The sequence below is a fragment of the Aeromonas sp. S41-2 genome, assembly GCF_027705845.1.
In the GTDB taxonomy this organism is placed as follows: Bacteria; Pseudomonadota; Gammaproteobacteria; order Enterobacterales; family Aeromonadaceae; genus Aeromonas; species Aeromonas hydrophila.
In genome coordinates this window covers 1-25,049 of record NZ_JAPDCG010000007.1, presented here as the reverse complement: position 1 = coordinate 25,049, position 25,049 = coordinate 1, and the positions used below count along the sequence as shown (strand labels likewise).

At 56.6% G+C, this 25,049-nt stretch carries 22 protein-coding genes and 3 tRNA genes; 24 read left to right on the top strand and 1 reads right to left on the bottom strand.

What is annotated here, in order from left to right; genetic code table 11:
- Positions 1-32 precede the first annotated feature (32 nt).
- Both murB and birA read left to right on the top strand, forming a co-directional pair.
- Entirely contained in the window at positions 33-1,070 is a 1,038-nt protein-coding gene (murB, locus tag OKC44_RS16225; protein WP_270814096.1) for a UDP-N-acetylmuramate dehydrogenase, read from the top strand.
- Complete coding sequence (gene birA / locus OKC44_RS16220; protein ID WP_024945204.1) at positions 1,067-2,032, top strand: bifunctional biotin--[acetyl-CoA-carboxylase] ligase/biotin operon repressor BirA; 966 nt, start codon at positions 1,067-1,069, stop codon at positions 2,030-2,032. The genes murB and birA overlap by 4 nt, the downstream gene beginning before the upstream one ends.
- A gap of 75 nt (positions 2,033-2,107) precedes the next feature.
- Here the strand turns inward: birA and coaA are convergent, their stop codons facing one another.
- Entirely contained in the window at positions 2,108-3,046 is a 939-nt protein-coding gene (coaA, locus tag OKC44_RS16215; RefSeq protein WP_011707706.1) for a type I pantothenate kinase, read from the bottom strand.
- Between the two features lie 262 nt (positions 3,047-3,308).
- Between coaA and OKC44_RS16210 the strand changes: the two genes are divergently transcribed.
- From OKC44_RS16210 to gmhB, 22 genes are all read left to right on the top strand, one after another.
- Positions 3,309-3,393 (top strand) — tRNA-Tyr (locus tag OKC44_RS16210).
- A 38-nt stretch (positions 3,394-3,431) separates the two neighbouring features.
- A tRNA-Gly gene (locus tag OKC44_RS16205) sits at positions 3,432-3,506 on the top strand.
- Between the two features lie 171 nt (positions 3,507-3,677).
- The gene (gene tuf / locus OKC44_RS16200; protein ID WP_011707694.1) at positions 3,678-4,862 is read left to right on the top strand and encodes an elongation factor Tu; all 1,185 of its coding nucleotides are present in this window, start codon (positions 3,678-3,680) and stop codon (positions 4,860-4,862) included.
- Between the two features lie 53 nt (positions 4,863-4,915).
- Positions 4,916-4,992: transfer RNA gene (locus OKC44_RS16195), tRNA-Trp, on the top strand.
- A gap of 60 nt (positions 4,993-5,052) precedes the next feature.
- Complete coding sequence (gene secE, locus OKC44_RS16190) at positions 5,053-5,424, top strand: preprotein translocase subunit SecE (protein WP_011707705.1); 372 nt, start codon at positions 5,053-5,055, stop codon at positions 5,422-5,424.
- Between the two features lie 9 nt (positions 5,425-5,433).
- Positions 5,434-5,985, top strand: coding sequence for a transcription termination/antitermination protein NusG (gene nusG, locus OKC44_RS16185; RefSeq protein WP_005306318.1), 552 nt, complete (start codon positions 5,434-5,436; stop codon positions 5,983-5,985).
- 133 nt (positions 5,986-6,118) lie between these two features.
- Complete coding sequence (gene rplK, locus OKC44_RS16180) at positions 6,119-6,547, top strand: 50S ribosomal protein L11 (protein WP_016352267.1); 429 nt, start codon at positions 6,119-6,121, stop codon at positions 6,545-6,547.
- 4 nt (positions 6,548-6,551) lie between these two features.
- Complete coding sequence (gene rplA / locus OKC44_RS16175) at positions 6,552-7,253, top strand: 50S ribosomal protein L1 (protein WP_016352266.1); 702 nt, start codon at positions 6,552-6,554, stop codon at positions 7,251-7,253.
- A 260-nt stretch (positions 7,254-7,513) separates the two neighbouring features.
- Positions 7,514-8,014: a 50S ribosomal protein L10 gene (gene rplJ / locus OKC44_RS16170; RefSeq protein WP_016352265.1), complete on the top strand. Its 501-nt coding sequence runs from the start codon at positions 7,514-7,516 to the stop codon at positions 8,012-8,014.
- Positions 8,015-8,065: 51 nt separating this feature from the next.
- Positions 8,066-8,428 carry a 50S ribosomal protein L7/L12 gene (rplL, locus tag OKC44_RS16165; RefSeq protein ID WP_005341840.1) on the top strand — a complete coding sequence of 121 codons (363 nt, stop codon included), beginning with the start codon at positions 8,066-8,068 and terminating at the stop codon, positions 8,426-8,428.
- A 224-nt stretch (positions 8,429-8,652) separates the two neighbouring features.
- A complete protein-coding gene (gene rpoB, locus OKC44_RS16160) occupies positions 8,653-12,681 on the top strand; it encodes a DNA-directed RNA polymerase subunit beta (protein ID WP_010635847.1) in 4,029 nt (1,342 codons plus the stop codon).
- 91 nt (positions 12,682-12,772) lie between these two features.
- Positions 12,773-17,077 carry a DNA-directed RNA polymerase subunit beta' gene (gene rpoC, locus OKC44_RS16155; protein ID WP_011707700.1) on the top strand — a complete coding sequence of 1,435 codons (4,305 nt, stop codon included), beginning with the start codon at positions 12,773-12,775 and terminating at the stop codon, positions 17,075-17,077.
- A 197-nt stretch (positions 17,078-17,274) separates the two neighbouring features.
- Positions 17,275-17,991: a helix-turn-helix transcriptional regulator gene (locus OKC44_RS16150; RefSeq protein ID WP_005306294.1), complete on the top strand. Its 717-nt coding sequence runs from the start codon at positions 17,275-17,277 to the stop codon at positions 17,989-17,991.
- A gap of 25 nt (positions 17,992-18,016) precedes the next feature.
- Positions 18,017-18,397, top strand: a complete 381-nt coding sequence (locus tag OKC44_RS16145; protein WP_270814093.1) for a RidA family protein — start codon at positions 18,017-18,019, stop codon at positions 18,395-18,397.
- Positions 18,398-18,483: 86 nt separating this feature from the next.
- Positions 18,484-18,876 carry a sulfurtransferase complex subunit TusD gene (gene tusD, locus OKC44_RS16140; RefSeq protein ID WP_270814091.1) on the top strand — a complete coding sequence of 131 codons (393 nt, stop codon included), beginning with the start codon at positions 18,484-18,486 and terminating at the stop codon, positions 18,874-18,876.
- A 9-nt stretch (positions 18,877-18,885) separates the two neighbouring features.
- Entirely contained in the window at positions 18,886-19,242 is a 357-nt protein-coding gene (tusC, locus tag OKC44_RS16135) for a sulfurtransferase complex subunit TusC (protein ID WP_270814088.1), read from the top strand.
- Positions 19,243-19,249: 7 nt separating this feature from the next.
- Positions 19,250-19,528 carry a sulfurtransferase complex subunit TusB gene (gene tusB, locus OKC44_RS16130; RefSeq protein ID WP_270814085.1) on the top strand — a complete coding sequence of 93 codons (279 nt, stop codon included), beginning with the start codon at positions 19,250-19,252 and terminating at the stop codon, positions 19,526-19,528.
- A 183-nt stretch (positions 19,529-19,711) separates the two neighbouring features.
- Positions 19,712-20,086, top strand: coding sequence for a 30S ribosomal protein S12 (gene rpsL / locus OKC44_RS16125; RefSeq protein ID WP_005306278.1), 375 nt, complete (start codon positions 19,712-19,714; stop codon positions 20,084-20,086).
- Between the two features lie 93 nt (positions 20,087-20,179).
- On the top strand, positions 20,180-20,650 hold the full coding sequence (gene rpsG / locus OKC44_RS16120; RefSeq protein WP_005306266.1) for a 30S ribosomal protein S7: 471 nt from the start codon (positions 20,180-20,182) through the stop codon (positions 20,648-20,650).
- 75 nt (positions 20,651-20,725) lie between these two features.
- Complete coding sequence (gene fusA, locus OKC44_RS16115; protein WP_011707695.1) at positions 20,726-22,831, top strand: elongation factor G; 2,106 nt, start codon at positions 20,726-20,728, stop codon at positions 22,829-22,831.
- Positions 22,832-22,885: 54 nt separating this feature from the next.
- Positions 22,886-24,070 carry an elongation factor Tu gene (tuf, locus tag OKC44_RS16110; protein ID WP_011707694.1) on the top strand — a complete coding sequence of 395 codons (1,185 nt, stop codon included), beginning with the start codon at positions 22,886-22,888 and terminating at the stop codon, positions 24,068-24,070.
- 112 nt (positions 24,071-24,182) lie between these two features.
- The gene (gene gmhB / locus OKC44_RS16105) at positions 24,183-24,725 is read left to right on the top strand and encodes a D-glycero-beta-D-manno-heptose 1,7-bisphosphate 7-phosphatase (RefSeq protein ID WP_270814255.1); all 543 of its coding nucleotides are present in this window, start codon (positions 24,183-24,185) and stop codon (positions 24,723-24,725) included.
- Positions 24,726-25,049 lie beyond the last annotated feature (324 nt).

Here is a 25,049-nt window from a genome sequence, read left to right as displayed (position 1 = left end):
GACTGCCCGCTTGCCATTGTCGGGACACGCAGATGAAACTCACCCCTTACGCCTCCTTGTTGACGCTCAACACCCTCGCCCTCGATGCCCATTGCCGCTGGCTGGCCGAAGTGGAACGGATCGACGATCTGCCGCAACTGGTGGCCAACCCCGAGCTGGCCGGCTTGCCGCGGCTGGTGCTGGGCGGTGGCAGCAACGTGCTGTTTTGCGATGACTTCGCCGGTGTCGTAGTGCTCAACCGGCTCAAGGGGATAACGCTGCACGACGAGGGGGATCACTGGTTGCTGCACGTGGCGGCCGGCGAGAACTGGCATGAGCTGGTGTGCCATAGCCTGCAGCAGGGCTGGTTCGGGCTCGAGAACCTGGCGCTGATCCCGGGCACGGTCGGGGCCGCCCCGGTGCAGAATATCGGTGCCTACGGGGTCGAGCTGGCCAGTGTCTGCGCCTATGTGGAGGCGTTCAACTGGCAGAGTGGCCAGCTGGAGCGCATCGAGGCGGCCGCCTGCGGATTCGGCTATCGCGACAGCATCTTCAAGCACGCCTGTCAGGACAGCCACTTCATCACCGCCGTCGGGCTGCGCCTCGCCAAGGCCTGGCAGCCGGTGGCGGGTTATGGCCCGCTGGCCGCGCTCGGTGAGCAGCCCACGGCGCAGGCCATCTTCGACACCGTCTGCGCCACCCGCCTGGCCAAGCTGCCGGATCCGGCCGTGCTCGGCAATGCCGGCAGCTTCTTCAAGAACCCCGTGGTGACGACGGCGCAGGCCGACCAGCTCAAGCAGCAATATCCGCACATGCCCTGTTACCCGACCGCTGACGGGCAGGCCAAGCTGGCCGCGGGTTGGCTCATCGATCAGTGCGGCCTCAAGGGCTTTGCCATCGGCCGCGCCGCCGTGCATCAGGAGCAGGCCCTGGTGCTGGTCAACCTGGGCGGAGCCAGCGCCATGGAGCTGATCGCCCTGGCGGCTCACGTACGCGACAGCGTGGAGCAGAAATTCGGCGTGCTGCTGGAGCACGAGGTGCGCTTCATGGGGCGCAGCGGTGAAACCTGGCTCGACGAGATACTCTCATGACCCTGACCCCCATCAGACAGACCCTGATCACCCTGCTCAGCGACGGCCAGTTTCACTCCGGCGAACAACTGGGTGAGCAGCTCGGTATCAGCCGGGCGGCGGTCAGCAAGCACATGGCCGCGCTCAAGGAGCTGGGGCTGGACCTGTTCAGCCTGACCGGCAAGGGTTATCGGCTGGCGGTGCCGATGGCGCTCTATGACGAGGCGCAGTTGCAGGCGTTGGCGCCGATGGCGCCGGTACACTGCTTTCCGGTCATCGACTCCACCAACCAGTACCTGCTGGAGCGGGTCAATCAGCTGAGCTCCGGCGAGAGCTGCCTGGCCGAGTGCCAGACCGCCGGTCGTGGCCGCCGCGGCAAGCCCTGGGTCTCCCCCTTCGGATGCCAGCTGATCCTCAGCATGTACTGGCGGCTCGAGCAGGGCATGGCGGCCGCCATGGGGCTGAGTCTGGCGGTCGGCGTGGCCGTGGTGCAGGCGCTGGAATCCCTCGGTTATCCGGGGGTGGAGCTGAAATGGCCGAATGACCTCTATTATCAGGGCCGCAAACTGGCGGGCATTCTGGTGGAGATGAGCGGCAGTGCCGGTGCCAGCTGCCATCTGGTGATCGGGGTCGGCCTCAATCTGGCGATGCCGAGCCGGGAGGGGGAGCGGATCGATCAGGCCTGGTCCGAACTGCGCCACATCCAGCCGGAACTGGTGGACCGCAATCTGCTGGCCGGCCGGGTGCTCGACCACCTGCAGCAGGCCATGCTCACCTTCGAGCAGAGTGGTCTCGCCAGCTTTGTGGCGGACTGGAACCGGCTCGATCACTTCGCCGGCCGGCCGGTGCGGCTGCTGATGGGCGAGCAGGAGATCCGCGGCGTGGCGCGCGGCATCGATGATCGCGGCGCCCTGCGGCTGGAGACCGCAGAGGGGATCAAGTTCTACCTGGGCGGCGAGATCTCCCTGCGCCGGGGAGACTAAAGGCAGTGGCGATCGTCATGAATAGAAGAGGGGGCCTGCGGGCCCCCTCTTCATTGTGATTCGTGTTGGTAGCCGCTACTTGCGCAGCTTGATCTGCTCGATGGCGTGCTCGTTGCCCTTGGTCAGGATCAGGTTGGCCCGCTCCCTGGTCGGCAGTATGTTCTCTTTCAAATTCAGATAGTTGATATCTTGCCAGATGTTGTTGGCAATCTTGGTCGCTTCGCTCTCCGCCAGTTTGGCGTAGTGGTGGAAGTAGGAGTCGGGATCCGAGAAGGCGCCGCTGCGGAACTTGAGGAAGCGCTCGATATACCAGGTGCGCAGCAGCTCGGCCTCTGCATCCACATAGATGGAGAAGTCGACGAAATCGGAGACGAAGACCCGGTGAGGCTCCTGCGGATAATCCATGCCGCTCTGCAGTACATTGAGCCCTTCGAGGATCAGGATGTCCGGCTGCTCCACCACCTTCTTCTCGTCAGGGATGATGTCGTAGATAAGGTGGGAGTAGACGGGCGCCTCGACCTTTTCGTGGCCGGCGCGGATGTTGGCGACAAATTCCACCAGATGACGGATGTCGTAGGATTCCGGGAAGCCCTTGCGGCGCATCAGGCCGCGCTCTTCCAGCACCTTGTTGGGATAGAGAAAGCCGTCGGTGGTGACCAGCTCGACCCGCGGGTGTTCCGGCCAGCGCTCCAGCAACGCCTGCATGATGCGCGCCGTGGTGCTCTTGCCCCCCGCCACGCTGCCGGCGATGCTGATGATGTAGGTACCCTTGCCGCGGGACTGACCGAGAAACTGTTCCAGTACCCGGCTGCGGCGCTGCTTGGCCTTGACGTAGAGGTTGAGCAGGCGGGAGAGGGGCAGGTAGATCTCTTCCACCTCCTGCAATGACACCTTTTCATTGATCCCGCGCAGGGTCTGCAGATCGTGCTCGGTCAGGGTCAAAGGGACCGAGTCGCGCAATAACGCCCATTGTTCGCGGGTGAATTGCAGATAGGGGTTATGCTCTGTCGTCATGGTGTCATCACTGTTTCTTGGGCAGGGCGACCATACACCAAGGGGTGGGGAGCGACAAGAGAAGCGACGGTTTCGAGCGGAGAGTGAGTCCTTTTTTGCCTGGTTCCCGGCAATAATGCACATTTTGCAAGGCGCAATGGTTGCATCCCCAAAATGCTTACCATAAAATGCGCGACGCTTAGATGTCTGTCGTCTATTTGCCCAGCAAAAGCGATAAAACAACGGGTGCAAGCAGAATTACCGTTGTGGCATTTATGCAACTGGAGGGGTTCCCGAGCGGCCAAAGGGATCAGACTGTAAATCTGACGGCTCTGCCTTCGAAGGTTCGAATCCTTCTCCCTCCACCATATTTCTCTGCGGTTTGAGTTCTTTGGGTTAGAGAAATGCGGGCATCGTATAATGGCTATTACCTCAGCCTTCCAAGCTGATGATGCGGGTTCGATTCCCGCTGCCCGCTCCAAGATGCTGATACGGCTCAGGCGATAGCAGAGCCACACCTTAGGGTGAGTTCGGCAATCGAACCTGCCTGTCAGCACCCGCCTCTCTTCCCCACCAGATTCAAATCCATCATATAAACTGTTCTGTGGTTAGCTTGCCACCGCGTACTCAGCGTTAGTTTAGAGGGACGATCATGTCTAAAGAAAAATTTGAGCGTAATAAACCGCACGTTAACGTGGGTACCATCGGCCACGTTGACCACGGTAAAACCACCCTGACTGCCGCTATCACCAACGTGCTGGCCAAGCACTTCGGTGGTAAGGCTTTCGCCTTCGACCAGATCGACAAGGCACCGGAAGAGCGTGAGCGTGGTATCACCATCAACACCTCCCACGTAGAATACGACACCGCTACCCGCCACTACGCGCACGTAGACTGCCCGGGTCACGCCGACTACGTTAAAAACATGATCACCGGTGCTGCCCAGATGGACGGCGCGATCCTGGTAGTAGCAGCGACTGACGGCCCGATGCCGCAGACTCGTGAGCACATCCTGCTGGGTCGTCAGGTAGGCGTTCCGTACATCATCGTGTTCATGAACAAGTGTGACATGGTAGATGACGAAGAGCTGCTGGAACTGGTCGAGATGGAAGTTCGCGAACTGCTGTCCGAGTACGACTTCCCGGGTGATGATCTGCCGGTAGTACGTGGTTCCGCACTGAAAGCGCTGGAAGGCGAAGCTCAGTGGGAAGAGAAGATCCTGGAACTGGCTGGCCACCTGGACACCTACATTCCGGAGCCGGAGCGTGCCATCGACCTGCCGTTCCTGATGCCTATCGAAGACGTATTCTCCATCGCTGGCCGTGGTACCGTAGTAACCGGTCGTGTAGAGCGCGGTATCGTCAAAGTTGGTGAAGAAGTGGAAATCGTGGGTATCAAAGATACCACCAAGACCACCTGTACCGGCGTTGAAATGTTCCGCAAACTGCTGGACGAAGGTCGTGCAGGCGAGAACATCGGTGCACTGCTGCGTGGCGTGAAGCGTGAAGACGTAGAGCGTGGTCAGGTACTGGCCAAGCCGGGCACCATCAAGCCGCACACCAAGTTTGAATCTGAAGTGTACGTGCTGTCCAAAGAAGAAGGTGGTCGTCACACCCCGTTCTTCAAAGGCTACCGTCCGCAGTTCTACTTCCGTACTACTGACGTGACCGGTACCATCGAACTGCCGGAAGGCGTAGAGATGGTAATGCCGGGCGACAACATCAAGATGGTTGTTACCCTGATTGCGCCGATCGCGATGGACGACGGCCTGCGTTTCGCCATCCGTGAAGGTGGCCGTACCGTAGGTGCTGGTGTTGTAGCTAAAGTTATCGCTTAATCTTTGGCTTACATAAATAAAGCAAAGCCCCTATAATAGGGGCTTTCTTATGCAGGGGCGTAGTTCGAATTGGTAGAACAGCGGTCTCCAAAACCGATGGTTGCGGGTTCGAGTCCTGCCGCCCCTGCCATATACCTCGTCTCGTACGGGGCTTTTGTGTCTTTGGTTACGTCAGATACAGGTGGGTTGTATGAGTGTTAGTTCTGAGAGCCAGGGCGGAAGCAAGGATACCCTGCTTTGGGGCCTGGTTTTCATTATCCTGGCGGCCGCTGTAGTGGGTAATTACCTGCTCAACGATGTCGTCGCTGCCGTCCGCGCCCTGGGTGTGGTCGTTGTCATTGCTGCTGCCGGTGCAGTAGCCCTGCAAACCACCAAGGGAAAGGCGACACTGGCATTTGCCCGTGAGTCTCGCCTGGAAGTCCGCAAGGTCGTATGGCCGACCCGCCAGGAAGCCATTCAGACAACCCTGATTGTGCTGGCGGTGACTGCCGTGATGGGGCTGTTGCTGTTCATTCTGGACGGTGCCTTGGTCTGGTTGGTCAACCTGATTACCGGTGTGTAAGGATAAGCCATGACTGAACAACGTGAACAACGTATGAGATGGTATGTGGTGCAGGCGTTTTCCGGCTATGAAGGCCGTGTTGCCAAATCCCTGCGTGAACATATCAAGATGCATGGCATGGAAGACATGTTCGGTGAAGTGCTGGTCCCGACCGAAGAAGTGGTCGAGATGCGCGCTGGCCAGAAGCGCAAGAGTGAGCGCAAGTTTTTCCCGGGCTACGTCCTGGTTCAGATGATCATGGATGAGACCACATGGCACCTGGTACGCAACGTACCGCGCGTCATGGGCTTCATTGGTGGCACCTCTGATCGTCCTGCTCCTATCTCTGATAAAGAAGCGGATGCCATCCTCAATCGTCTGCAAGATGCCCACGACAAGCCGCGTCCGAAAACCCTGTTTGAACCGGGTGAAATGGTGCGGGTTGCCGATGGTCCGTTCGCTGATTTCAATGGTACTGTTGAAGAGGTGGACTACGAAAAGAGCCGCGTGAAGGTCTCCGTTTTGATCTTCGGTCGTTCTACACCGGTAGAGCTGGATTTTGGTCAGGTCGAAAAGGGCTGATTAAACTCTGTTCGTTAACGGTTGTCAGGGGCAGCGAATGTCATTATAATTCGCTGCCCCTTTATTAGTTGGGGAGCCGTTTGCAGGAGCATGTCTCCGAGGCGTTAGAACCCATTTCTGAGGTATTTTTGTAATGGCTAAGAAAGTCACAGCTTATATCAAGCTGCAAGTTAAGGCTGGCAGTGCTAACCCCAGCCCTCCCGTTGGTCCTGCTCTGGGTCAGCACGGTGTGAACATCATGGAATTCTGTAAGGCGTTCAACGCCCGTACAGAAAAGCTGGAAAAAGGCTCACCGACTCCGGTCGTGATCACCGTTTACAGCGACCGTTCCTTCACCTTCGAAACCAAGACTCCGCCCGCTTCCTTCCTGCTGAAGAAAGCTGCTGGTATCCAGTCTGGTTCTGCCAAGCCGAACAAAGACAAGGTTGGTAAGGTGACTGTGGCTCAGCTGCAAGAAATCGCCAAGACCAAAGAGCCGGATATGACCGGTGCCGATCTGGATGCAAAAGTACGTTGCATCGCCGGCTCCGCTCGTTCCATGGGCCTGGTAGTGGAGGATTAAGACAATGGCAAAACTTTCCAAGCGTATGCGCGTTATTCGCGAAAAAGTTGACGGTACCAAAGAGTACTCCATCAACGAAGCCATTGCCCTGCTGAAAGAACTGGCTACTGCCAAGTTCGTTGAAAGCGTTGACGTTGCCGTTAACCTGGGTATCGATGCTCGTAAATCCGACCAAAACGTACGTGGTGCAACGGTACTGCCGCACGGTACCGGTCGTGAAGTACGCGTAGCCGTATTCACCCAAGGTGCCAACGCCGAAGCTGCCAAAGCTGCCGGTGCTGAACTGGTTGGTATGGACGAGCTGGCCGATCTGGTCAAGAAAGGCGAGATGAACTTCGACGTAGTTATCGCATCCCCGGATGCCATGCGCGTTGTTGGTCAGCTGGGTCAAATCCTGGGCCCGCGCGGCCTGATGCCGAACCCGAAAGTTGGTACTGTAACTCCTAACGTTGCCGAAGCTGTCAAGAACGCCAAGGCTGGTCAGGTTCGTTACCGTAATGACAAGAACGGTATCATTCACACCACTCTGGGCAAGGTTTCTTTCAACGAAGTTCAGCTGAAAGAAAACTTGGAAGCTCTGCTGGTTGCCCTGAAAAAGGCCAAGCCGTCTTCTGCCAAGGGTGTATTCATCAAGAAAGTCAGCATCTCCACCACCATGGGTGCCGGTGTTGCCGTAGACCAAGCTTCTCTGGAAGCTCAGGCCTAATTGATGGATTTTACAAGGCGCAAAATTTAATCTATAATTTTGCGCCTTGATTGGTTGGGGGTTTCGACCTCCGTCCAAGACCGCAGGTGGCTGCAAGGCCTTAATCCTTCCTGCGTAGACGGTGCCGGAAACCCAGCGAGAAAGATTTCTTTCTCTTCTGGAATCCTGCTACCGCATCGTTCCCCTCTGTTTGTAAAGGTAGGGGGGATGTGTCAGTACTGGGTCAAACTAGACCCGGATTCAATCCAGGAGTTAAGCCAATGGCATTGGGACTCGAAGACAAAAAGGCAATTGTTGCTGAAGTCAACGAAGCTGCCAAAGGCGCTCTTTCTGCAGTTGTAGCCGATTCTCGCGGCGTGACTGTAGAGAAGATGACCAGCCTGCGTAAATCTGCTCGCGAAGCCGGTGTGTACATGCGCGTTGTGCGTAACACCCTGCTGCGTCGCGCAGTTGAAGGTACCGAATTCGGTTGCCTGAACGACGTATTGTCTGGTCCTACCTTGATTGCTTTCTCTAACGAACACCCGGGCGCTGCCGCTCGTCTGTTCAAAGAGTTTGCCAAAGCGAACCAAAAGTTCGAAATCAAGGCTGGCGCTTTTAACGGTGAGTTTATCGCCGCAGCACAAATTGATCGTCTGGCCACGCTGCCGACCTACGACGAAGCAATTGCGAAGTTGATGGCTACCATGAAGGAAGCCTCTGCTGGCAAGCTGGTTCGTACCATCGCTGCTGTGCGTGATCAGAAGCAAGCTGCTGCTTGATTCTCGCCTATTTAGGCTGTTTGAGTTTATTCAACATCAGGAATTTTTGTCATGTCTATCACTAAAGACCAAATTATCGAAGCCGTTGCTTCCATGTCCGTAATGGAAGTTGTTGAGCTGATCGAAGCTATGGAAGAGAAGTTCGGTGTTTCTGCCGCTGTTGCTGTTGCTGCCGGTCCGGCCGCTGAAGCAGTAGAAGAGAAGACCGAGTTCGACGTAGTTCTGACTGCTGCCGGTGCCAACAAAGTTGCCGTCATCAAAGCCGTTCGTGGCGCCACCGGTCTGGGCCTGAAAGAAGCCAAAGACCTGGTAGAAGCTGCTCCGGCTAACCTGAAAGAAGCCGTCTCCAAAGACGAAGCTGAAGCTCTGAAGAAAGAGCTGGAAGCTGCCGGTGCTTCTGTTGAGATCAAATAATCTGCATTTATGTAGATTAGCCTGATAAAACAGGCTAGGGCTGGTGAATTTTTGTTCACCAGCCTTTTTGCGCTGTAGACTGAGAGCATTTCACACCGTTTACGACTCTCGGTGCACCAGCAATCCGGACTGTTTTCATTCGTCCGGGCCAACACAAAACGGTGTTGAGACAGAGCTGTCCCGTGGGACAGAGTGGGTCACTTATCAGCGAGCTGAGGAACCCTATGGTTTACTCTTATACCGAAAAAAAACGCATTCGTAAGGACTTCGGTAAGCGAGACCAGGTACTGGACACGCCTTATCTGTTGTCCATTCAGCTGGACTCCTTCAAGCAGTTCATCGAGGCTGACCCGGAAGGTGAATATGGCCTAGAGGCCGCTTTCCGTAGCGTTTTCCCGATCACCAGTTACTCCGGTAGTGCTGAGCTTCAGTATGTCAGCTATCGCCTGGGTGAGCCGGTATTTGACGTAAAAGAATGCCAGATCCGTGGAGTGACCTACTCCGCGCCGCTGCGTGTCAAGCTTCGTATGGTTCTGTACGACCGTGAAGCAGCTGCCGGCACCGTCAAAGACATCAAGGAACAAGAAGTATACATGGGCGAAATTCCGCTCATGACCGAGAACGGCACCTTTGTTATCAATGGTACCGAGCGGGTAATCGTCTCCCAGCTGCATCGTAGCCCGGGCGTCTTCTTCGACCACGATAAAGGCAAAACACATTCATCCGGTAAGGTGCTGTATAACGCGCGCGTTATTCCCTACCGTGGCTCCTGGCTGGACTTCGAGTTCGATGCGAAAGACAACCTGTTTGTCCGTATCGACCGTCGTCGTAAACTGCCGGCATCCATTATTCTGCGTGCCCTGGATTTCAGTTCCGAACAGATTCTGGCCACCTTCTTCGAAACCATCGGTTTCGAAGTCAAAGATGGCAAGTTGATGATGGATCTGGTGCCGGAGCGCCTGCGTGGTGAAACTGCGACCTTTGACATCGTGGCCAATGGCGCCGTGGTGGTTGAGACCGGTCGTCGAGTGACTGCGCGTCACATCCGTCAGTTGGAAAAAGATTCCGTTACCCAGATTGAGGTACCGGTTGAGTATGTTGTTGGCAAAGTTGCTGCCAAGGACTACGCACATCCGCAAACTGGCGAGATGGTAGTGACTGCCAACCAGGCGCTGAGCCTGGAAGCGGTAGCCAACCTCTCCCAAGCCGGCTTCAAGCACTTCGAGGTTCTGTTCACCAATGAACTGGATCACGGTGCCTACATGTCCGAGACCCTGCGTATCGACTCCAGCTCCAGCCGCCTGGAAGCGCTGGTCGAAATCTATCGCATGATGCGTCCGGGTGAGCCGCCGACTCGCGAAGCCGCAGAGCAGCTGTTCGAGAACCTGTTCTTCTCTTCCGAGCGTTACGACCTGTCTACCGTAGGTCGGATGAAGTTCAACCGCCGTCTGGCTCGTGAAGACGAGACTGGCGTGGGTACTCTGACCAAAGACGACATCGTCGATGTGATGAAGCGCCTGATCGACATCCGTAACGGCAATGACGAGGTGGACGATATCGACCACCTGGGCAACCGTCGTATCCGTTCTGTCGGTGAAATGGCTGAAAACCAGTTCCGCGTCGGTCTGGTGCGTGTCGAGCGTGCGGTCAAGGAGCGTCTCTCCCTGGGCGACCTGGACACCCTGATGCCGCAGGATCTGATCAACGCCAAGCCGATCTCCGCCGCAGTCAAAGAGTTCTTTGGTTCCAGCCAGCTGTCCCAGTTCATGGACCAGAACAACCCGCTGTCCGAAGTGACCCACAAGCGCCGTATTTCCGCGCTGGGCCCGGGCGGTTTGACTCGTGAGCGTGCCGGCTTTGAAGTTCGAGACGTACACCCGACCCACTACGGTCGTCTGTGCCCCATCGAAACGCCTGAAGGTCCGAACATCGGTCTGATCAACTCGCTGTCCGTGTACTCTCGTACCAACGAGTACGGTTTCCTTGAGACCCCGTACCGTAAGGTCATTGACGGTGTGATCACCGACGAAGTGGACTATCTGTCTGCTATTGAAGAAGGCAAGTACGTGATCGCACAGGCTAACGCCGCGACCACCGAAGATGGCCGTCTGAAAGATGAATTGATCCCGTGCCGTCACAAAGGTGAATCCACCTTTATGAACGCCGACCAGATCCAGTATATGGACGTGAGCCCGCAGCAGATCGTATCTGTGGCAGCGGCCCTGATCCCGTTCCTGGAACACGATGACGCGAACCGCGCATTGATGGGTTCAAACATGCAACGTCAGGCTGTACCGACTCTGCGCGCTGACAAGCCGCTGGTTGGTACCGGTATGGAACGCGCTGTGGCCGTTGACTCCGGTGTTACCGTAGTGGCCAAGCGTGGCGGTATGATCGACTACGTCGATGCCTCCCGTATCGTTATTAAGGTCAACGAAGATGAGCTGCTGCCTGGCGAAGCCGGCATCGACATCTACAGCCTGACCAAATACACCCGTTCCAACCAGAACACCTGTATCAACCAGCGTCCGTGCGTGATGTTGGGCGAGCCGGTGATGGCGGGCGATGTGCTGGCTGACGGCCCGTCTACCGACCTGGGTGAACTGGCGCTGGGTCAGAACCTGCGCGTCGCGTTCATGCCGTGGAACGGTTACAACTTCGAAGACTCGATCCTGGTGAACGAGCGTGTTGTTCAGGAAGATCGCCTGACCACCATTCACATCCAGGAACTGGCCTGTATCTCCCGTGACACCAAGCTGGGTCCGGAAGAGATCACTGCTGACATCCCGAACGTGGGTGAAGCCGCTCTGTCCAAGCTGGACGAGTCCGGTATCGTCTACGTGGGTGCCGAAGTGAAGGGCGGCGACATTCTGGTCGGTAAGGTAACGCCGAAAGGTGAAACCCAGCTGACGCCGGAAGAGAAGCTGCTGCGCGCCATCTTCGGTGAGAAGGCGTCCGACGTGAAGGACTCCTCCCTGCGTGTGCCGAACGGTGTGTACGGTACCGTGGTTGACGTGCAGGTCTTTACCCGCGATGGCGTGGAAAAAGACAAGCGCGCCAAAGAAATTGAAGAGATGCAGCTGAAGGAAGCGAAGAAGGACTTGACCGAAGAGTTCAAGATCCTGGAAGACGGCATTTTCGGCCGCTCCCGCAACCTGCTGCTGGCCGCCGGTTACAGCGAAGACCGTCTGAACAAGCTCGATCGCTCCAAGTGGTTTGAACTGGCCATCGAAGATGAAGCCAAGCAAATCGAGCTGGAACAGATCGCTGAACAGCACGTTGAGCTGAAGGCCGAGTTCGACAAGAAATTCGAGAACAAGCGTCGCAAGATCATCCAGGGCGATGACCTGGCGCCGGGCGTACTGAAGATCGTCAAGGTCTATCTGGCCGTCAAGCGTCGCATCCAGCCGGGTGACAAGATGGCGGGTCGTCACGGTAACAAGGGTGTTATCTCCAAGATCTGTCCGGTCGAGGATATGCCCCATGACGAGTACGGCCGTCCGGTCGACATCGTTCTGAACCCGTTGGGCGTACCGTCCCGTATGAACATCGGTCAGATCCTCGAAGTGCACTTGGGCCTCGCGGCCAAGGGTATCGGCGAGAAGATCGACCGCATGGTCAAGGAACAGCGCGAACTGCACGAGATGCGTGACTTCCTGCAACAGGTCTATGACCTGGGCGAGAAAGACACCCAGCAAGTGAACGTGGCCGAGCTGTCCGACGACGACGTACGTACCCTGGTCGGTAACCTGCGCAAGGGTCTGCCGGTAGCAACGCCGGTCTTTGATGGCGCCAAAGAGCGTGAAATCAAGGCCCTGCTGAAGCTGGCCGACCTGCCGGAATCCGGTCAGATCGCCCTGTTCGACGGTCGTACCGGTAACGCCTTCGAGCGTAAGGTCACCGTGGGTTACATGTACATGCTGAAGCTGAACCACCTGGTAGACGACAAGATGCACGCGCGTTCTACCGGTTCTTACAGCCTGGTTACCCAGCAGCCGCTGGGTGGTAAGGCACAGTTCGGTGGTCAGCGTTTCGGTGAGATGGAAGTGTGGGCCCTGGAGGCTTACGGTGCGGCATATACCCTGCAGGAGATGCTGACCGTCAAGTCTGACGATGTGAACGGCCGTACCAAGATGTACAAGAACATCGTGGATGGCGACCACCGTATGGAGCCGGGCATGCCCGAATCCTTCAACGTATTGCTGAAGGAAATCCGCTCTCTGGGTATCAACATCGAGCTGGACGAAGAGTAAGAGCTCGCTCTTATTGTTCGAGAATTGACGTGGGCGCCCCGCTGTTTCGGCAGTAGGGGCGCCGAGGTTAGACTCCTGACAGGGGAAACACGTGAAAGACTTACTCAAGTTTTTGAAGGCTCAGACCAAGACCGAAGAGTTTGACAGTATCAAGATCGGTCTGGCCTCTCCTGACATGATCCGCTCCTGGTCATTCGGTGAGGTCAAAAAGCCTGAGACCATCAACTACCGGACTTTCAAGCCGGAACGTGATGGTCTGTTCTGCGCCCGTATCTTCGGACCGGTGAAGGACTACGAGTGTCTGTGCGGCAAGTACAAGCGCCTGAAACACCGTGGTGTGATCTGTGAGAAGTGCGGCGTAGAAGTGACCCAGACCAAGGTCCGTCGTGAGCGTATGGGCCACATCGAGCTGGCCAGCCCGACTGCCCACATCTGGTTCCTGAAGTCCCTGCCGTCCCGTATCGGTCTGCTGCTGGACATGACCCTGCGTGACATCGAGCGCGTGCTGTATTTCGAATCCTATGTAGTGATCGAACCCGGCATGACCAACCTCGAGCGCAGCCAGATGCTGTCCGAAGAGCAGTACCTGGACGCACTGGAAGAGTGGGGCGACGAATTCGACGCCAAGATGGGTGCCGAAGCAATCCTGGCATTGCTGCGCGCCATCGATCTGGAAGGCGAAGTGCGCACCATGCGCGAAGAGCTGGATCAGACCAACTCCGAGACCAAGCGCAAGAAGACCACCAAGCGCCTGAAGCTGATGGAAGCCTTCCTGCAGTCCGGCAACAAGCCGGAGTGGATGATCATGACAGTGCTGCCCGTGCTGCCGCCGGACCTGCGTCCGCTGGTACCGCTGGACGGCGGCCGTTTCGCGACTTCCGATCTGAACGATCTGTATCGTCGCGTGATCAACCGTAACAACCGCTTGAAGCGCCTGCTGGACCTGGCTGCTCCGGACATCATCGTGCGCAACGAAAAGCGCATGCTGCAAGAGTCCGTCGATGCCCTGCTGGACAACGGCCGTCGTGGCCGTGCCATCACCGGCTCCAACAAGCGCCCGCTGAAATCCTTGGCCGACATGATCAAGGGTAAGCAAGGTCGTTTCCGTCAGAACCTGCTCGGTAAGCGTGTCGACTACTCCGGTCGTTCCGTTATCACCGTAGGTCCGACTCTGCGTCTGCATCAGTGCGGTCTGCCGAAGAAGATGGCGCTGGAGCTGTTCAAGCCCTTCATCTATGGCAAGCTGGAATCCCGTGGTCTGGCGACCACCATCAAGGCCGCCAAGAAGATGGTGGAGCGCGAAGAAGCTGTCGTTTGGGACATCCTGGACGAAGTGATCCGCGAACACCCTGTTCTGCTGAACCGTGCACCGACCCTGCACCGTCTGGGTATCCAGGCGTTTGAACCGACCCTGATCGAAGGCAAGGCCATCCAGCTGCACCCGCTCGTCTGTGCCGCCTATAACGCGGACTTCGACGGTGACCAGATGGCGGTCCACGTACCGCTGACCCTGGAAGCCCAGCTGGAAGCGCGCGCACTGATGATGTCCACCAACAACATCCTGTCGCCTGCCTCCGGTGAGCCGATCATCGTTCCGTCTCAGGACGTGGTCTTGGGTCTGTACTACATGACCCGCGCCCGTATCAACGCCAAGGGCGAAGGTATGGTGCTGTCCGGCCCGAAAGAAGCCGAGAAGGTATACCGCGCCGGTCTGGCCGATCTGCATGCTCGCGTGAAAGTTCGCATCACCGAATACCTGCGTCAGGAAGACGGTTCACTGCGTGCTCACACCGAGATGAAGAACACCACCGTTGGTCGTGCGATCCTGAGCCTGATCCTGCCGAAAGGCATGGAATACGCCCTGATCGACGAGCCGAAGGTGCTGACTGCTGCAGAGCAGGCTGACCTGGATGCCAACCCGCAGAACTGGATCAAATCCGTATCCAACAAGGCGCTGGGCAAAAAGCTCATCTCCCGTCTGCTGAACACCTGCTATCGCAAGCAGGGCCTGAAGGACACCGTCATCTTCGCTGACCAGCTGATGTATACCGGTTTCCACTATGCGGCCCTGTCCGGTGCTTCCGTTGGTATCGATGACATGGTCATCCCGGATGCCAAGAAAGACATCATCGCCGCGGCAGAAGCCGAAGTCGCCGAGATCCAGGACCAGTTCCTGTCCGGTCTGGTGACCGCGGGCGAGCGCTACAACAAGGTTATCGATATCTGGGCCAGCGCCAACGAGCGCGTCTCCAAGGCCATGATGGAGAACTTGTCCAAAGAGCGTAACGTCAACTCGCTGGGTGAAGAAGAAGAGCAAGCCTCGTTCAACAGCATCTTCATGATGGCCGACTCTGGTGCGCGGGGTTCCGCAGCCCAGATCCGTCAGCTGGCCGGTATGCGTGGCCTGATGGCCAAGCCGGATGGCTCCATCATCGAGACCCCGATCGTCGCGAACTTCCGCGAAGGTCTGAACGTACTGCAGTACTTCATCTCCACTCACGGTGCTCGTAAGGGTCTGGCGGATACCGCACTGAAGACTGCGAACTCCGGTTACCTGACTCGTCGTCTGGTTGACGTGGCACAGGACATGGTGATTACCGAGGACGATTGCGGCACTACCGAAGGTCTGTGGATGACTCCGCTGATCGAAGGTGGCGACGTGGTCGAACCGCTGCGTGAGCGCGTGCTGGGCCGTGTGGTTGCCGATGACGTGATCAAGCCGGGTACTGAAGACGAAGTGCTGGTAGCACGCAACACCCTGCTCGACGAGCAGCTGTGTGACCTGCTGGAGCGCAACTCCGTTGACCGCGTGAAGGTACGTTCTGCCATCACCTGTGAGACCGACTTCGGTAACTGTGCTCACTGCTACGGCCGTGATCTGGCCCGTGGTCACCTGGTTAACAAGGGTGAGGCTGTCGGTGTTATCGCCGCCCAGTCCATCGGTGAACCAGGTACCCAGCTGACGATGCGTACCTTCCACATCGGTGGTGCCGCATCCCGTGCCGCTGCCGAGAGCAGCATTCAGGTCAAGAATACCGGTAGCATCAAGCTGCAGAACGCCAAGTTCGTTCACAACAGTGACGACAAACTGGTTATCACCTCCCGTTCTACCGAACTGACCATCATGGACGAGATGGGCCGTACCAAGGAAAGCCACAAGCTGCCTTACGGTTCCGTGCTGGAAGTGAAAGATGGCCAGGCCGTGAACGCTGGTGAAACCGTCGCCAACTGGGATCCGCACACTCACCCGATCATCACCGAAGTGGCAGGTCGTCTGCACTTCGAACACATGATCGATGGCGTGACCATTACTCGTCAGACCGACGAGCTGACCGGTCTCTCCTCCATCGTCGTGCTGGATGTCAACGAGCGTCCGAGCGCCGGTAAAGAGATGCGTCCGACCGTTAAACTGGTCGACCTGAACGGCAAGGACGTGATGATCCCGGGTACCGATGTAGCCGCCCAGTACTTCCTGCCGGGCAAGGCAATCGTGAACCTGGAAGATGGTGCCAACGTGGGCGTGGGTGACGCGGTAGCGCGTATCCCGCAAGAGTCCGGCGGTACCAAGGACATCACCGGTGGTCTGCCGCGCGTTGCGGATCTGTTCGAAGCACGTCAACCGAAGGAACCGGCAATTCTGGCCGAGATCTCCGGTACCATCTCCTTCGGGAAAGAGACCAAGGGCAAACGCCGTCTGGTCATCACCCCGACCGATGGTGGCGATGTCTACGAGGAGATGATTCCGAAGTGGCGTAACCTGAACGTGTTCGAAGGTGAAAAAGTTGAGAAGGGTGAAGTGCTGGCGGACGGTCCTGAGTCTGCTCACGACATTCTGCGTCTGCGCGGTATCAGCCCGGTCGCCAACTACATCGCCAACGAAGTGCAGGACGTTTACCGTCTGCAAGGCGTTAAGATCAACGACAAGCACATCGAAGTCATCGTGCGTCAGATGCTGCGCAAGTGCGAGATCCTGAGCGCCGGCGACACCGACCTGATCGAAGGCGAACAGGTTGAAGTGGCTCGCGTGAAGATTGCCAACCGTAAGCTGGTTGCTGAGGGCAAGACCCCGGCCACCTTCCGTCACATCCTGATGGGTATTACCAAGGCATCTCTGAGCACCGAGTCCTTCATCTCCGCGGCTTCCTTCCAGGAAACCACCCGTGTTCTGACCGAAGCGGCCGTTGGCGGCAAGCGTGACGAACTGCGTGGCCTGAAAGAGAACGTGATCGTGGGTCGTCTGATCCCGGCTGGTACCGGCTTTGCCTACCACCACGGCCGGATCAACCAGCGTGCCGCCGCAGCCCGTGCTGTTGGTGTGCCGCAGGTGACTGCCGATGAAGCTCAGCAAAACCTGGCGGATCTGCTCAACGCAGCCGGCAGTTTTGACGAAGAGTAATCTTCCGCTGTAGCGAATGAAAAGGGCCCCTTCATGGGGCCCTTTTTTATTGTCGATTTTCTCGTCAAAGCCAGACGCCACGCGGATATTCGGATGATCCAGAGCAAGGTTGCAGAGTAAAAAATCAAAAAAAGTTGACATTGCCCCCTCGCAACTGAAAACTCGGGAAAGTTGAATGGGTATTACAGGGGTAGAACATGACTGTCGGTATCGAGGAAGTGATGCTTCCCGAAGAGCAGCTGATCGGTCGCACTTTTACAGACGAAGACAGGGAATTGTTGCGCTCATACGATGGGCTGATCGATGGCTTGGCCGAGTTGTTCGGCAAGCACTGTGAAGTGGTGCTTCACTCCCTGGAAAATCTGCACGAGTCCGTGATCAAGATTGCCAACGGGTTCAATACGGGACGGAATGAGGGAGCCCCCATTACCGACCTCGCGCTGCGTATGCTCAAGGACATCGAGAATACCGGCCAGGATTACACCCAGAGCTATTTTGCTCGCAGCCGTACCGGTGCCCTGATGAAGTCGAGTACCATCGCCATCAGGAACAGCGACAAGCAGGTGATCGGCCTCATCTGTATCAACCTGCACATCAACGCGCCTTTTCACGAGTTCGTCGCCGAATTTTTCCCGACGCCGCAACAAGTCGAGCGTCAGTCGCCGGAGACCTTTGCCAACAGTGTGGAAGAGCTGGTTGCCCAGACGGTGGACAACACCATCGACGAGATCAACCGCGATCCGACCGTTGCCAACAATGCTAAAAACAGGTTTATCGTGACCCAGCTGTTCGAGAAGGGCATATTTGATATCAAGGACTCGATCAACCTGGTCGCCGACAAGCTGAACATTTCCAAACATACCGTTTATCTGTACATCCGACAGCGCAAGCAGGGTGAAGACGAAAACGAGTAAGCGCCATAGAAGGGGATAGACAAGAATGGCTAAAGAAGTTATTGCAACCGACAAGGCTCCTGCCGCAATTGGCCCGTATGTTCAGGCCACCAAACTGGGCGAGCTGGTCTTCACCTCCGGGCAGATCCCGCTCGATCCGACCACCATGGAGATAGTGGCTGGCGGTATCGAAGCGCAGGCCGAGCAGGTGATGAAGAACCTGGTTGCAGTATTGAAGGAAGCGGGAGCCGATACCGGCAAGGTACTGAAGACCACCTGCTTCCTCAGCGACATGAACAACTTTGTTGCCTTCAACCAGGTTTATGCTCGTTACTTCGGTGACGCCGCTCCTGCCCGCTCCTGCGTGGAAGTGGCGCGTCTGCCGAAGGATGTGCTGGTTGAAGTCGAAGCCATCGCTTACGTTTGATCCAAGGCTGCACGAAGAGCCCCTCCCAGGAGGGGCTTTTTTGTGTTTGGCGTAGAATGGACGAACACATGCGCAGGAGTCCGGATATGAGTCTGAATTTTGCCCTGCTGGTAACGGGGCCCGCCTATGGCACCCAGTCGGCCAGCACCGCCTATCGTTTTGCCTTGAGCCTCATCGAGCAGGGCCATCGCTTGTCTCACCTGTTCTTCTACCAGGATGGGGTCTGCAACGGCAACGGGCTGCATGCTCCCGCCACCGATGAGAGCAACCTGGTCGCCCTGTGGCGTGAACTGGCCAACCAGCAAGGGATCCGTATCGATGTGTGCGTCGCTGCCGCCATGCGGCGCGGTGTGCTGGATGAGCAGGAGGCCAAGGGATTGGGCAGGGCACACTTCAACCTGGAGCCGCCATTTTGCCTGAGCGGGCTGGGTCAGCTGGCGGAGGCCAGCCTGACCGCCGATCGATTCGTCCAGTTTTAGGAGGCTGCCATGCACAAGATAGCGTTTATTTGCCGGCGCGGGCCGCACGGTACCGCCGCCGGGCGGGAAGGTCTGGACGCCCTGCTGGCCACTTCGGCCATGACCGAGTCGCTGGCCCTGTTCCTCATCGGAGATGGCGTGCTGCAACTGCTCAGGGAGCAGCAGCCGCAGGCCATCTTGCAGCGTCACTATGCGCCGACCTTCAAGCTGCTCGAGCTCTACGACATCGAGGAGATCTATGTGTGCACCGACTCGCTGGCAGAGCGTGGCCTGACGGTGGCTGATCTGCTGATCCCCGTGACCGGCCTGTCCCGCACCGACATCCGGCACCAGTGGGATGCCTGTGCGACCCACATCTGCTTTTGAGGTGACCATGATACAGCTGATATTGACCTCTCCCTTCCAGAGCCAGGACCTGGAGCAGGCGCTGACCTACCGCCAGCCGAAGGATGTGCTGGTGCTGATGCAGGATGCCGTCGTCGCTGCCACGGCCCCTCAGTGGTGTGCACGGTTGGCTGGAGTGCCGCTCTATGTCATGCGGGAAGACCTGCAGGCGAGGGGGTTGCAACAACGGATCGGGTTGGATCTGGACATGGCCGGCTTGGTGGCTCTGATCGCGGAAAAAGGCTCGCCGCAGACCTGGGCTGGCTGACCGCCAGTTTTATATAATTATTTCAGGCTGTTAGCGATATTTTCCAAGGCATTCTCACTGCCTTTCCTGGCTCGGATTGTATAAATCTTGACTCCCTTGACAACAGGGCATAAAATTTCGCGTCCCCGTATCTGCGGGGAGGATTTTTCACATGTTTATGAAGTCATTATCAGGAGCCTTTTGATGGCAACTATTAACCAGTTGGTTCGCAAGCCACGCATCAAGCTCGTTGTGAAAAGCAACGTGCCGGCGCTGGAAGCGTGCCCTCAGAAGCGTGGCGTGTGCACCCGTGTATACACCACCACCCCGAAGAAGCCTAACTCTGCACTGCGTAAAGTATGCCGTGTACGTCTGACCAACGGCTTCGAAGTCACCTCCTACATCGGCGGTGAAGGTCACAACCTGCAAGAGCACTCTGTTGTTCTGATCCGTGGCGGTCGTGTAAAAGACTTGCCAGGTGTTCGTTATCACACCGTTCGTGGTGCGTTGGACTGTGCCGGTGTTAAAGACCGTAAGCAGGCTCGCTCCAAGTATGGCGTGAAGCGTCCGAAAGCTTAATGGTTCTCCGTTAAGTAAGGCCAAACGTTAATTCGTTTCTAGTTAGATAACTTTCTAGTTTTGGGTAACCCCTGAAGTTACGGAGAATTTGAAATGCCAAGACGTCGTGTTGTTGGTCAGCGTAAAATCCTGCCGGATCCCAAGTTCGGATCAGAGCTGCTGGCTAAATTTGTCAACGTAGTAATGGTTGACGGTAAGAAATCTGTTTCCGAAGCCATCGTATATGGCGCGCTGGACATCATTGCCACCAAGACTGGCAAAGAGCACCTGGCCGTATTCGAAGAAGCCCTGGACAACATTCGTCCGGCCGTCGAGGTTAAATCTCGTCGTGTCGGTGGTGCAACCTATCAGGTACCGGTAGAAGTTCGTCCGGTTCGCCGCAATGCCCTGGCAATGCGCTGGTTGGTTGATGCCGCTCGTAAACGTGGTGAAAAATCAATGGCTCAGCGTTTGGCTGGCGAGCTGCTGGATGCCGCTGACAATAAGGGTTCGTCTGTCAAGAAACGTGAAGACGTACACCGTATGGCTGAAGCGAACAAGGCTTTCGCTCACTTCCGCTGGTAATCCGCTTGCGCAGGGTCTTTTGGCTCTGCGCACCTTTAATTATCTGGGGACAAGTGCCCTAGTAAGAGGATGACAATGGCTCGTACAACCCCCATTGAGCGTTATCGTAATATCGGTATTTCCGCTCACATTGACGCCGGTAAGACTACTACTACTGAGCGCGTTCTGTTTTATACCGGTGTAAGTCACAAAATCGGTGAAGTTCACGATGGCGCCGCCACCATGGACTGGATGGAACAGGAACAAGAGCGTGGTATCACCATCACCTCCGCCGCGACCACCGCTTTCTGGTCCGGTATGGGCAAACAGTTCCAACCGCACCGTATCAACATCATCGATACCCCGGGCCACGTTGACTTTACTATCGAAGTAGAGCGTTCCATGCGTGTTCTGGACGGCGCCGTGATGGTGTACTGTGCCGTAGGTGGCGTACAGCCACAGTCTGAAACCGTATGGCGTCAGGCTAACAAGTACAAGGTTCCCCGTATCGCGTTCGTCAACAAGATGGACCGTACCGGTGCCAACTTCCTGCGCTGCGTTGAGCACATCAAGACCCGTCTGAAAGGTAACCCGGTTCCGCTGCAACTGAACATCGGTTCAGAAGAGAACTTCAAGGGCGTTATCGACCTGGTCAAGATGAAAGCCATCAACTGGAGCGAAGCTGACCAGGGCGTATCCTTCGATTACGAAGACGTCCCGGCTGAGCTGCTGGAAAAAGCGCAAGAAATGCGCATGACCCTGGTTGAAGCCGCTGCTGAAGCGTCTGAAGACCTGATGGAAAAATACCTGGGTGGTGAAGAACTGACCGAGGAAGAGATCAAGAAAGCTCTTCGTCAGCGTGTTCTGAACAACGAAATCATCCTGGTTACCTGTGGCTCCGCGTTCAAGAACAAGGGCGTACAGGCCATGCTGGATGCCGTGGTTGACTATCTGCCGGCTCCGACCGACGTAGCAGCCATCGACGGTCTGAAGCTGGATGGCGAGACCAAAGACGAGCGTCATGCTTCTGATGACGAGCCGTTTGCTGCTCTGGCATTCAAGATTGCTACCGACCCGTTCGTAGGCAACCTGACCTTCTTCCGCGTTTACTCCGGTGTGGTTAACTCCGGTGACTCCGTGCTGAACTCCGTTAAAGAGAAGCGCGAGCGTTTTGGCCGTATCGTTCAGATGCACGCCAACAAGCGTGAAGAGATCAAAGAAGTTCGCGCAGGCGACATCGCTGCCGCCATCGGTCTGAAAGACGTGACCACCGGTGACACCCTGTGTGACGAAAAAGCGCCGATCATCCTCGAGCGTATGGAATTCCCGGAACCGGTAATCTCCATCGCGGTTGAGCCGAAAACCAAAGCTGACCAAGAGAAGATGGGCCTGGCTCTGGGCCGCCTGGCTCAGGAAGACCCGTCCTTCCGCGTATGGACTGACGAAGAGTCTGGCCAAACCATCATCGCCGGTATGGGTGAGCTGCACCTGGACATCATCGTTGACCGTATGCGTCGCGAGTTCAAGGTAGAAGCGAACGTAGGTAAGCCGCAGGTTGCCTACCGTGAAACCATTCGTAACACCGTCAAGGATATCGAAGGTAAGCACGCCAAGCAGTCCGGTGGTCGTGGTCAGTACGGTCACGTTGTGATCGACATGTACCCGCTGGAAGAAGGCAAAGCCTACGAATTCGTCAACGACATCAAGGGCGGCGTCATTCCTGGTGAGTTCATCCCGGGTGTTGACAAGGGTATCCGTGAGCAGCTGAAGTCCGGCCCGCTGGCAGGTTATCCGGTAATGGATCTGGGCGTGCGTCTGCACTTCGGTTCCTACCACGATGTCGACTCTTCCGAACTGGCGTTCAAGATCGCTGCTTCCATGGCCTTTAAGGCTGGCTTCATGAAGGCCAACCCGGTTCTGCTCGAACCGATCATGAAAGTAGAAGTCGAGACTCCGGAAGACTACATGGGCGACGTGATCGGTGACCTGAACCGTCGTCGTGGCCTGATCGAAGGTATGGAAGATGGCCCGTCCGGCAAGATCGTTCGTGCCCTGGTGCCGCTGGCCGAGATGTTCGGTTACGCTACCGCCCTGCGTTCTGCTACCCAGGGTCGTGCTTCCTACGCCATGGAATTCGCCAAGTATCACGATGCCCCGACCAACGTCGCCCAGGCCGTGATCGAAGAGCGCAAATCCAAGTAATTTAAGATTCCCCGCCTACGACGGTAGGCGGGTTTAACCTAGAAGGACTACGTCGTGTCTAAAGAAAAATTTGAGCGTAATAAACCGCACGTAAACGTCGGCACCATCGGCCACGTTGACCACGGTAAAACCACCCTGACTGCCGCTATCACCAACGTGCTGGCCAAGCACTTCGGTGGTAAGGCTTTCGCCTTCGACCAGATCGACAAGGCACCGGAAGAGCGTGAGCGTGGTATCACCATCAACACCTCCCACGTAGAATACGACACCGCTACCCGCCACTACGCGCACGTAGACTGCCCGGGTCACGCCGACTACGTTAAAAACATGATCACCGGTGCTGCCCAGATGGACGGCGCGATCCTGGTAGTAGCAGCGACTGACGGCCCGATGCCGCAGACTCGTGAGCACATCCTGCTGGGTCGTCAGGTAGGCGTTCCGTACATCATCGTGTTCATGAACAAGTGTGACATGGTAGATGACGAAGAGCTGCTGGAACTGGTCGAGATGGAAGTTCGCGAACTGCTGTCCGAGTACGACTTCCCGGGTGATGATCTGCCGGTAGTACGTGGTTCCGCACTGAAAGCGCTGGAAGGCGAAGCTCAGTGGGAAGAGAAGATCCTGGAACTGGCTGGCCACCTGGACACCTACATTCCGGAGCCGGAGCGTGCCATCGACCTGCCGTTCCTGATGCCTATCGAAGACGTATTCTCCATCGCTGGCCGTGGTACCGTAGTAACCGGTCGTGTAGAGCGCGGTATCGTCAAAGTTGGTGAAGAAGTGGAAATCGTGGGTATCAAAGATACCACCAAGACCACCTGTACCGGCGTTGAAATGTTCCGCAAACTGCTGGACGAAGGTCGTGCAGGCGAGAACATCGGTGCACTGCTGCGTGGCGTGAAGCGTGAAGACGTAGAGCGTGGTCAGGTACTGGCCAAGCCGGGCACCATCAAGCCGCACACCAAGTTTGAATCTGAAGTGTACGTGCTGTCCAAAGAAGAAGGTGGTCGTCACACCCCGTTCTTCAAAGGCTACCGTCCGCAGTTCTACTTCCGTACTACTGACGTGACCGGTACCATCGAACTGCCGGAAGGCGTAGAGATGGTAATGCCGGGCGACAACATCAAGATGGTTGTTACCCTGATTGCGCCGATCGCGATGGACGACGGCCTGCGTTTCGCTATCCGTGAAGGTGGCCGTACCGTAGGTGCTGGTGTTGTAGCTAAAGTTATCGCTTAATCGATACTTTAAATACGCACATGAAAGGGGTGGCTTCGGCCACCCCTTTTACTTTTGGGGCTTTAAATGGCCTGTGAGATACTTTGCGAAATCATTGATAGAGGTCGTTTCTGTGAGCAAACCAGCCATTTTTCTGGATCGTGATGGTGTCATCAACGAAGACACCGGTTATGTCAGCAAGGTAGATGATTTCCACTTTTTGCCCGGGGTCATCGAAGCCCTGCAGCTGATGAAGAAGAAAGGGTATCTGCTGGTCGTTGTCACCAACCAGTCTGGTATCGCCCGCGGTTATTTCAGCGAAGATGATTTCATGAACCTGACCGAGTGGATGGATTGGTCATTGGCCGATCGCGACGTGGACCTCGATGGTATCTACTTCTGCCCGCATCATCCGGAGCATGGCGCTCCCTGTGACTGCCGCAAACCAGAACCGGGAATGTTGCTGCTTGCCAAGCAAGAGCTGAACATCGATATGAACCGTTCTTATATGGTGGGTGACAAGCCTTCCGATCTGAAAGCCGCCATCAATGCCGGGGTTGGTCACAAGATCATGGTCAGAACGGGCAAACCGATAACGGATGCCGGTGTCGAGCTGGCCGATGCCATCTATGACAATCTGCATGATTTTGCCGTAGCAGCCCCCACCGTGGCCTGATTTTGCTGGTTTTAAATGCTTTTTGGTGGCTTTGTGAGCGATTGAACGATGAAAGCCATCTTTTTGCAATTATCTGCTTGCCAGAAAGTTTCAGCTCCCTATAATGCGCCCCTACCAGCACGGCGGAACACGCCAACCTGATGAGCCAGCTTCCTTGCGAAGTGGGCGCCGAAAGAAAAGCGAAAACAGTCGCTTGACTTTCGAAGTGAGAAGCGTAATATGCGCCTCCTCAACGCGACAAGCGTAACGCTCTTTAACAATTTGAATCAAGCAATCTGTGTGGGCACTCACAGCATCGAGCATCAAAAACAATTTTTGATATCA

Coding starts and splice junctions, on each gene's coding strand:
- rplA (WP_016352266.1), top strand. CDS start 6,552: ATGGCAAAACTTTCCAAGCGTATGCGCGTTATTCGCGAAAAAGTTGAC.
- birA (WP_024945204.1), top strand. CDS start 1,067: ATGACCCTGACCCCCATCAGACAGACCCTGATCACCCTGCTCAGCGAC.
- rpsL (WP_005306278.1), top strand. CDS start 19,712: ATGGCAACTATTAACCAGTTGGTTCGCAAGCCACGCATCAAGCTCGTT.
- nusG (WP_005306318.1), top strand. CDS start 5,434: ATGACTGAACAACGTGAACAACGTATGAGATGGTATGTGGTGCAGGCG.
- fusA (WP_011707695.1), top strand. CDS start 20,726: ATGGCTCGTACAACCCCCATTGAGCGTTATCGTAATATCGGTATTTCC.
- OKC44_RS16145 (WP_270814093.1), top strand. CDS start 18,017: ATGGCTAAAGAAGTTATTGCAACCGACAAGGCTCCTGCCGCAATTGGC.
- rpsG (WP_005306266.1), top strand. CDS start 20,180: ATGCCAAGACGTCGTGTTGTTGGTCAGCGTAAAATCCTGCCGGATCCC.
- rplJ (WP_016352265.1), top strand. CDS start 7,514: ATGGCATTGGGACTCGAAGACAAAAAGGCAATTGTTGCTGAAGTCAAC.
- tuf (WP_011707694.1), top strand. CDS start 3,678: ATGTCTAAAGAAAAATTTGAGCGTAATAAACCGCACGTTAACGTGGGT.
- rplL (WP_005341840.1), top strand. CDS start 8,066: ATGTCTATCACTAAAGACCAAATTATCGAAGCCGTTGCTTCCATGTCC.
- tusB (WP_270814085.1), top strand. CDS start 19,250: ATGATACAGCTGATATTGACCTCTCCCTTCCAGAGCCAGGACCTGGAG.
- OKC44_RS16150 (WP_005306294.1), top strand. CDS start 17,275: ATGACTGTCGGTATCGAGGAAGTGATGCTTCCCGAAGAGCAGCTGATC.
- secE (WP_011707705.1), top strand. CDS start 5,053: ATGAGTGTTAGTTCTGAGAGCCAGGGCGGAAGCAAGGATACCCTGCTT.
- murB (WP_270814096.1), top strand. CDS start 33: ATGAAACTCACCCCTTACGCCTCCTTGTTGACGCTCAACACCCTCGCC.
- tusC (WP_270814088.1), top strand. CDS start 18,886: ATGCACAAGATAGCGTTTATTTGCCGGCGCGGGCCGCACGGTACCGCC.
- coaA (WP_011707706.1), bottom strand. CDS start 3,046: ATGACGACAGAGCATAACCCCTATCTGCAATTCACCCGCGAACAATGG.
- rplK (WP_016352267.1), top strand. CDS start 6,119: ATGGCTAAGAAAGTCACAGCTTATATCAAGCTGCAAGTTAAGGCTGGC.
- tusD (WP_270814091.1), top strand. CDS start 18,484: ATGAGTCTGAATTTTGCCCTGCTGGTAACGGGGCCCGCCTATGGCACC.
- rpoB (WP_010635847.1), top strand. CDS start 8,653: ATGGTTTACTCTTATACCGAAAAAAAACGCATTCGTAAGGACTTCGGT.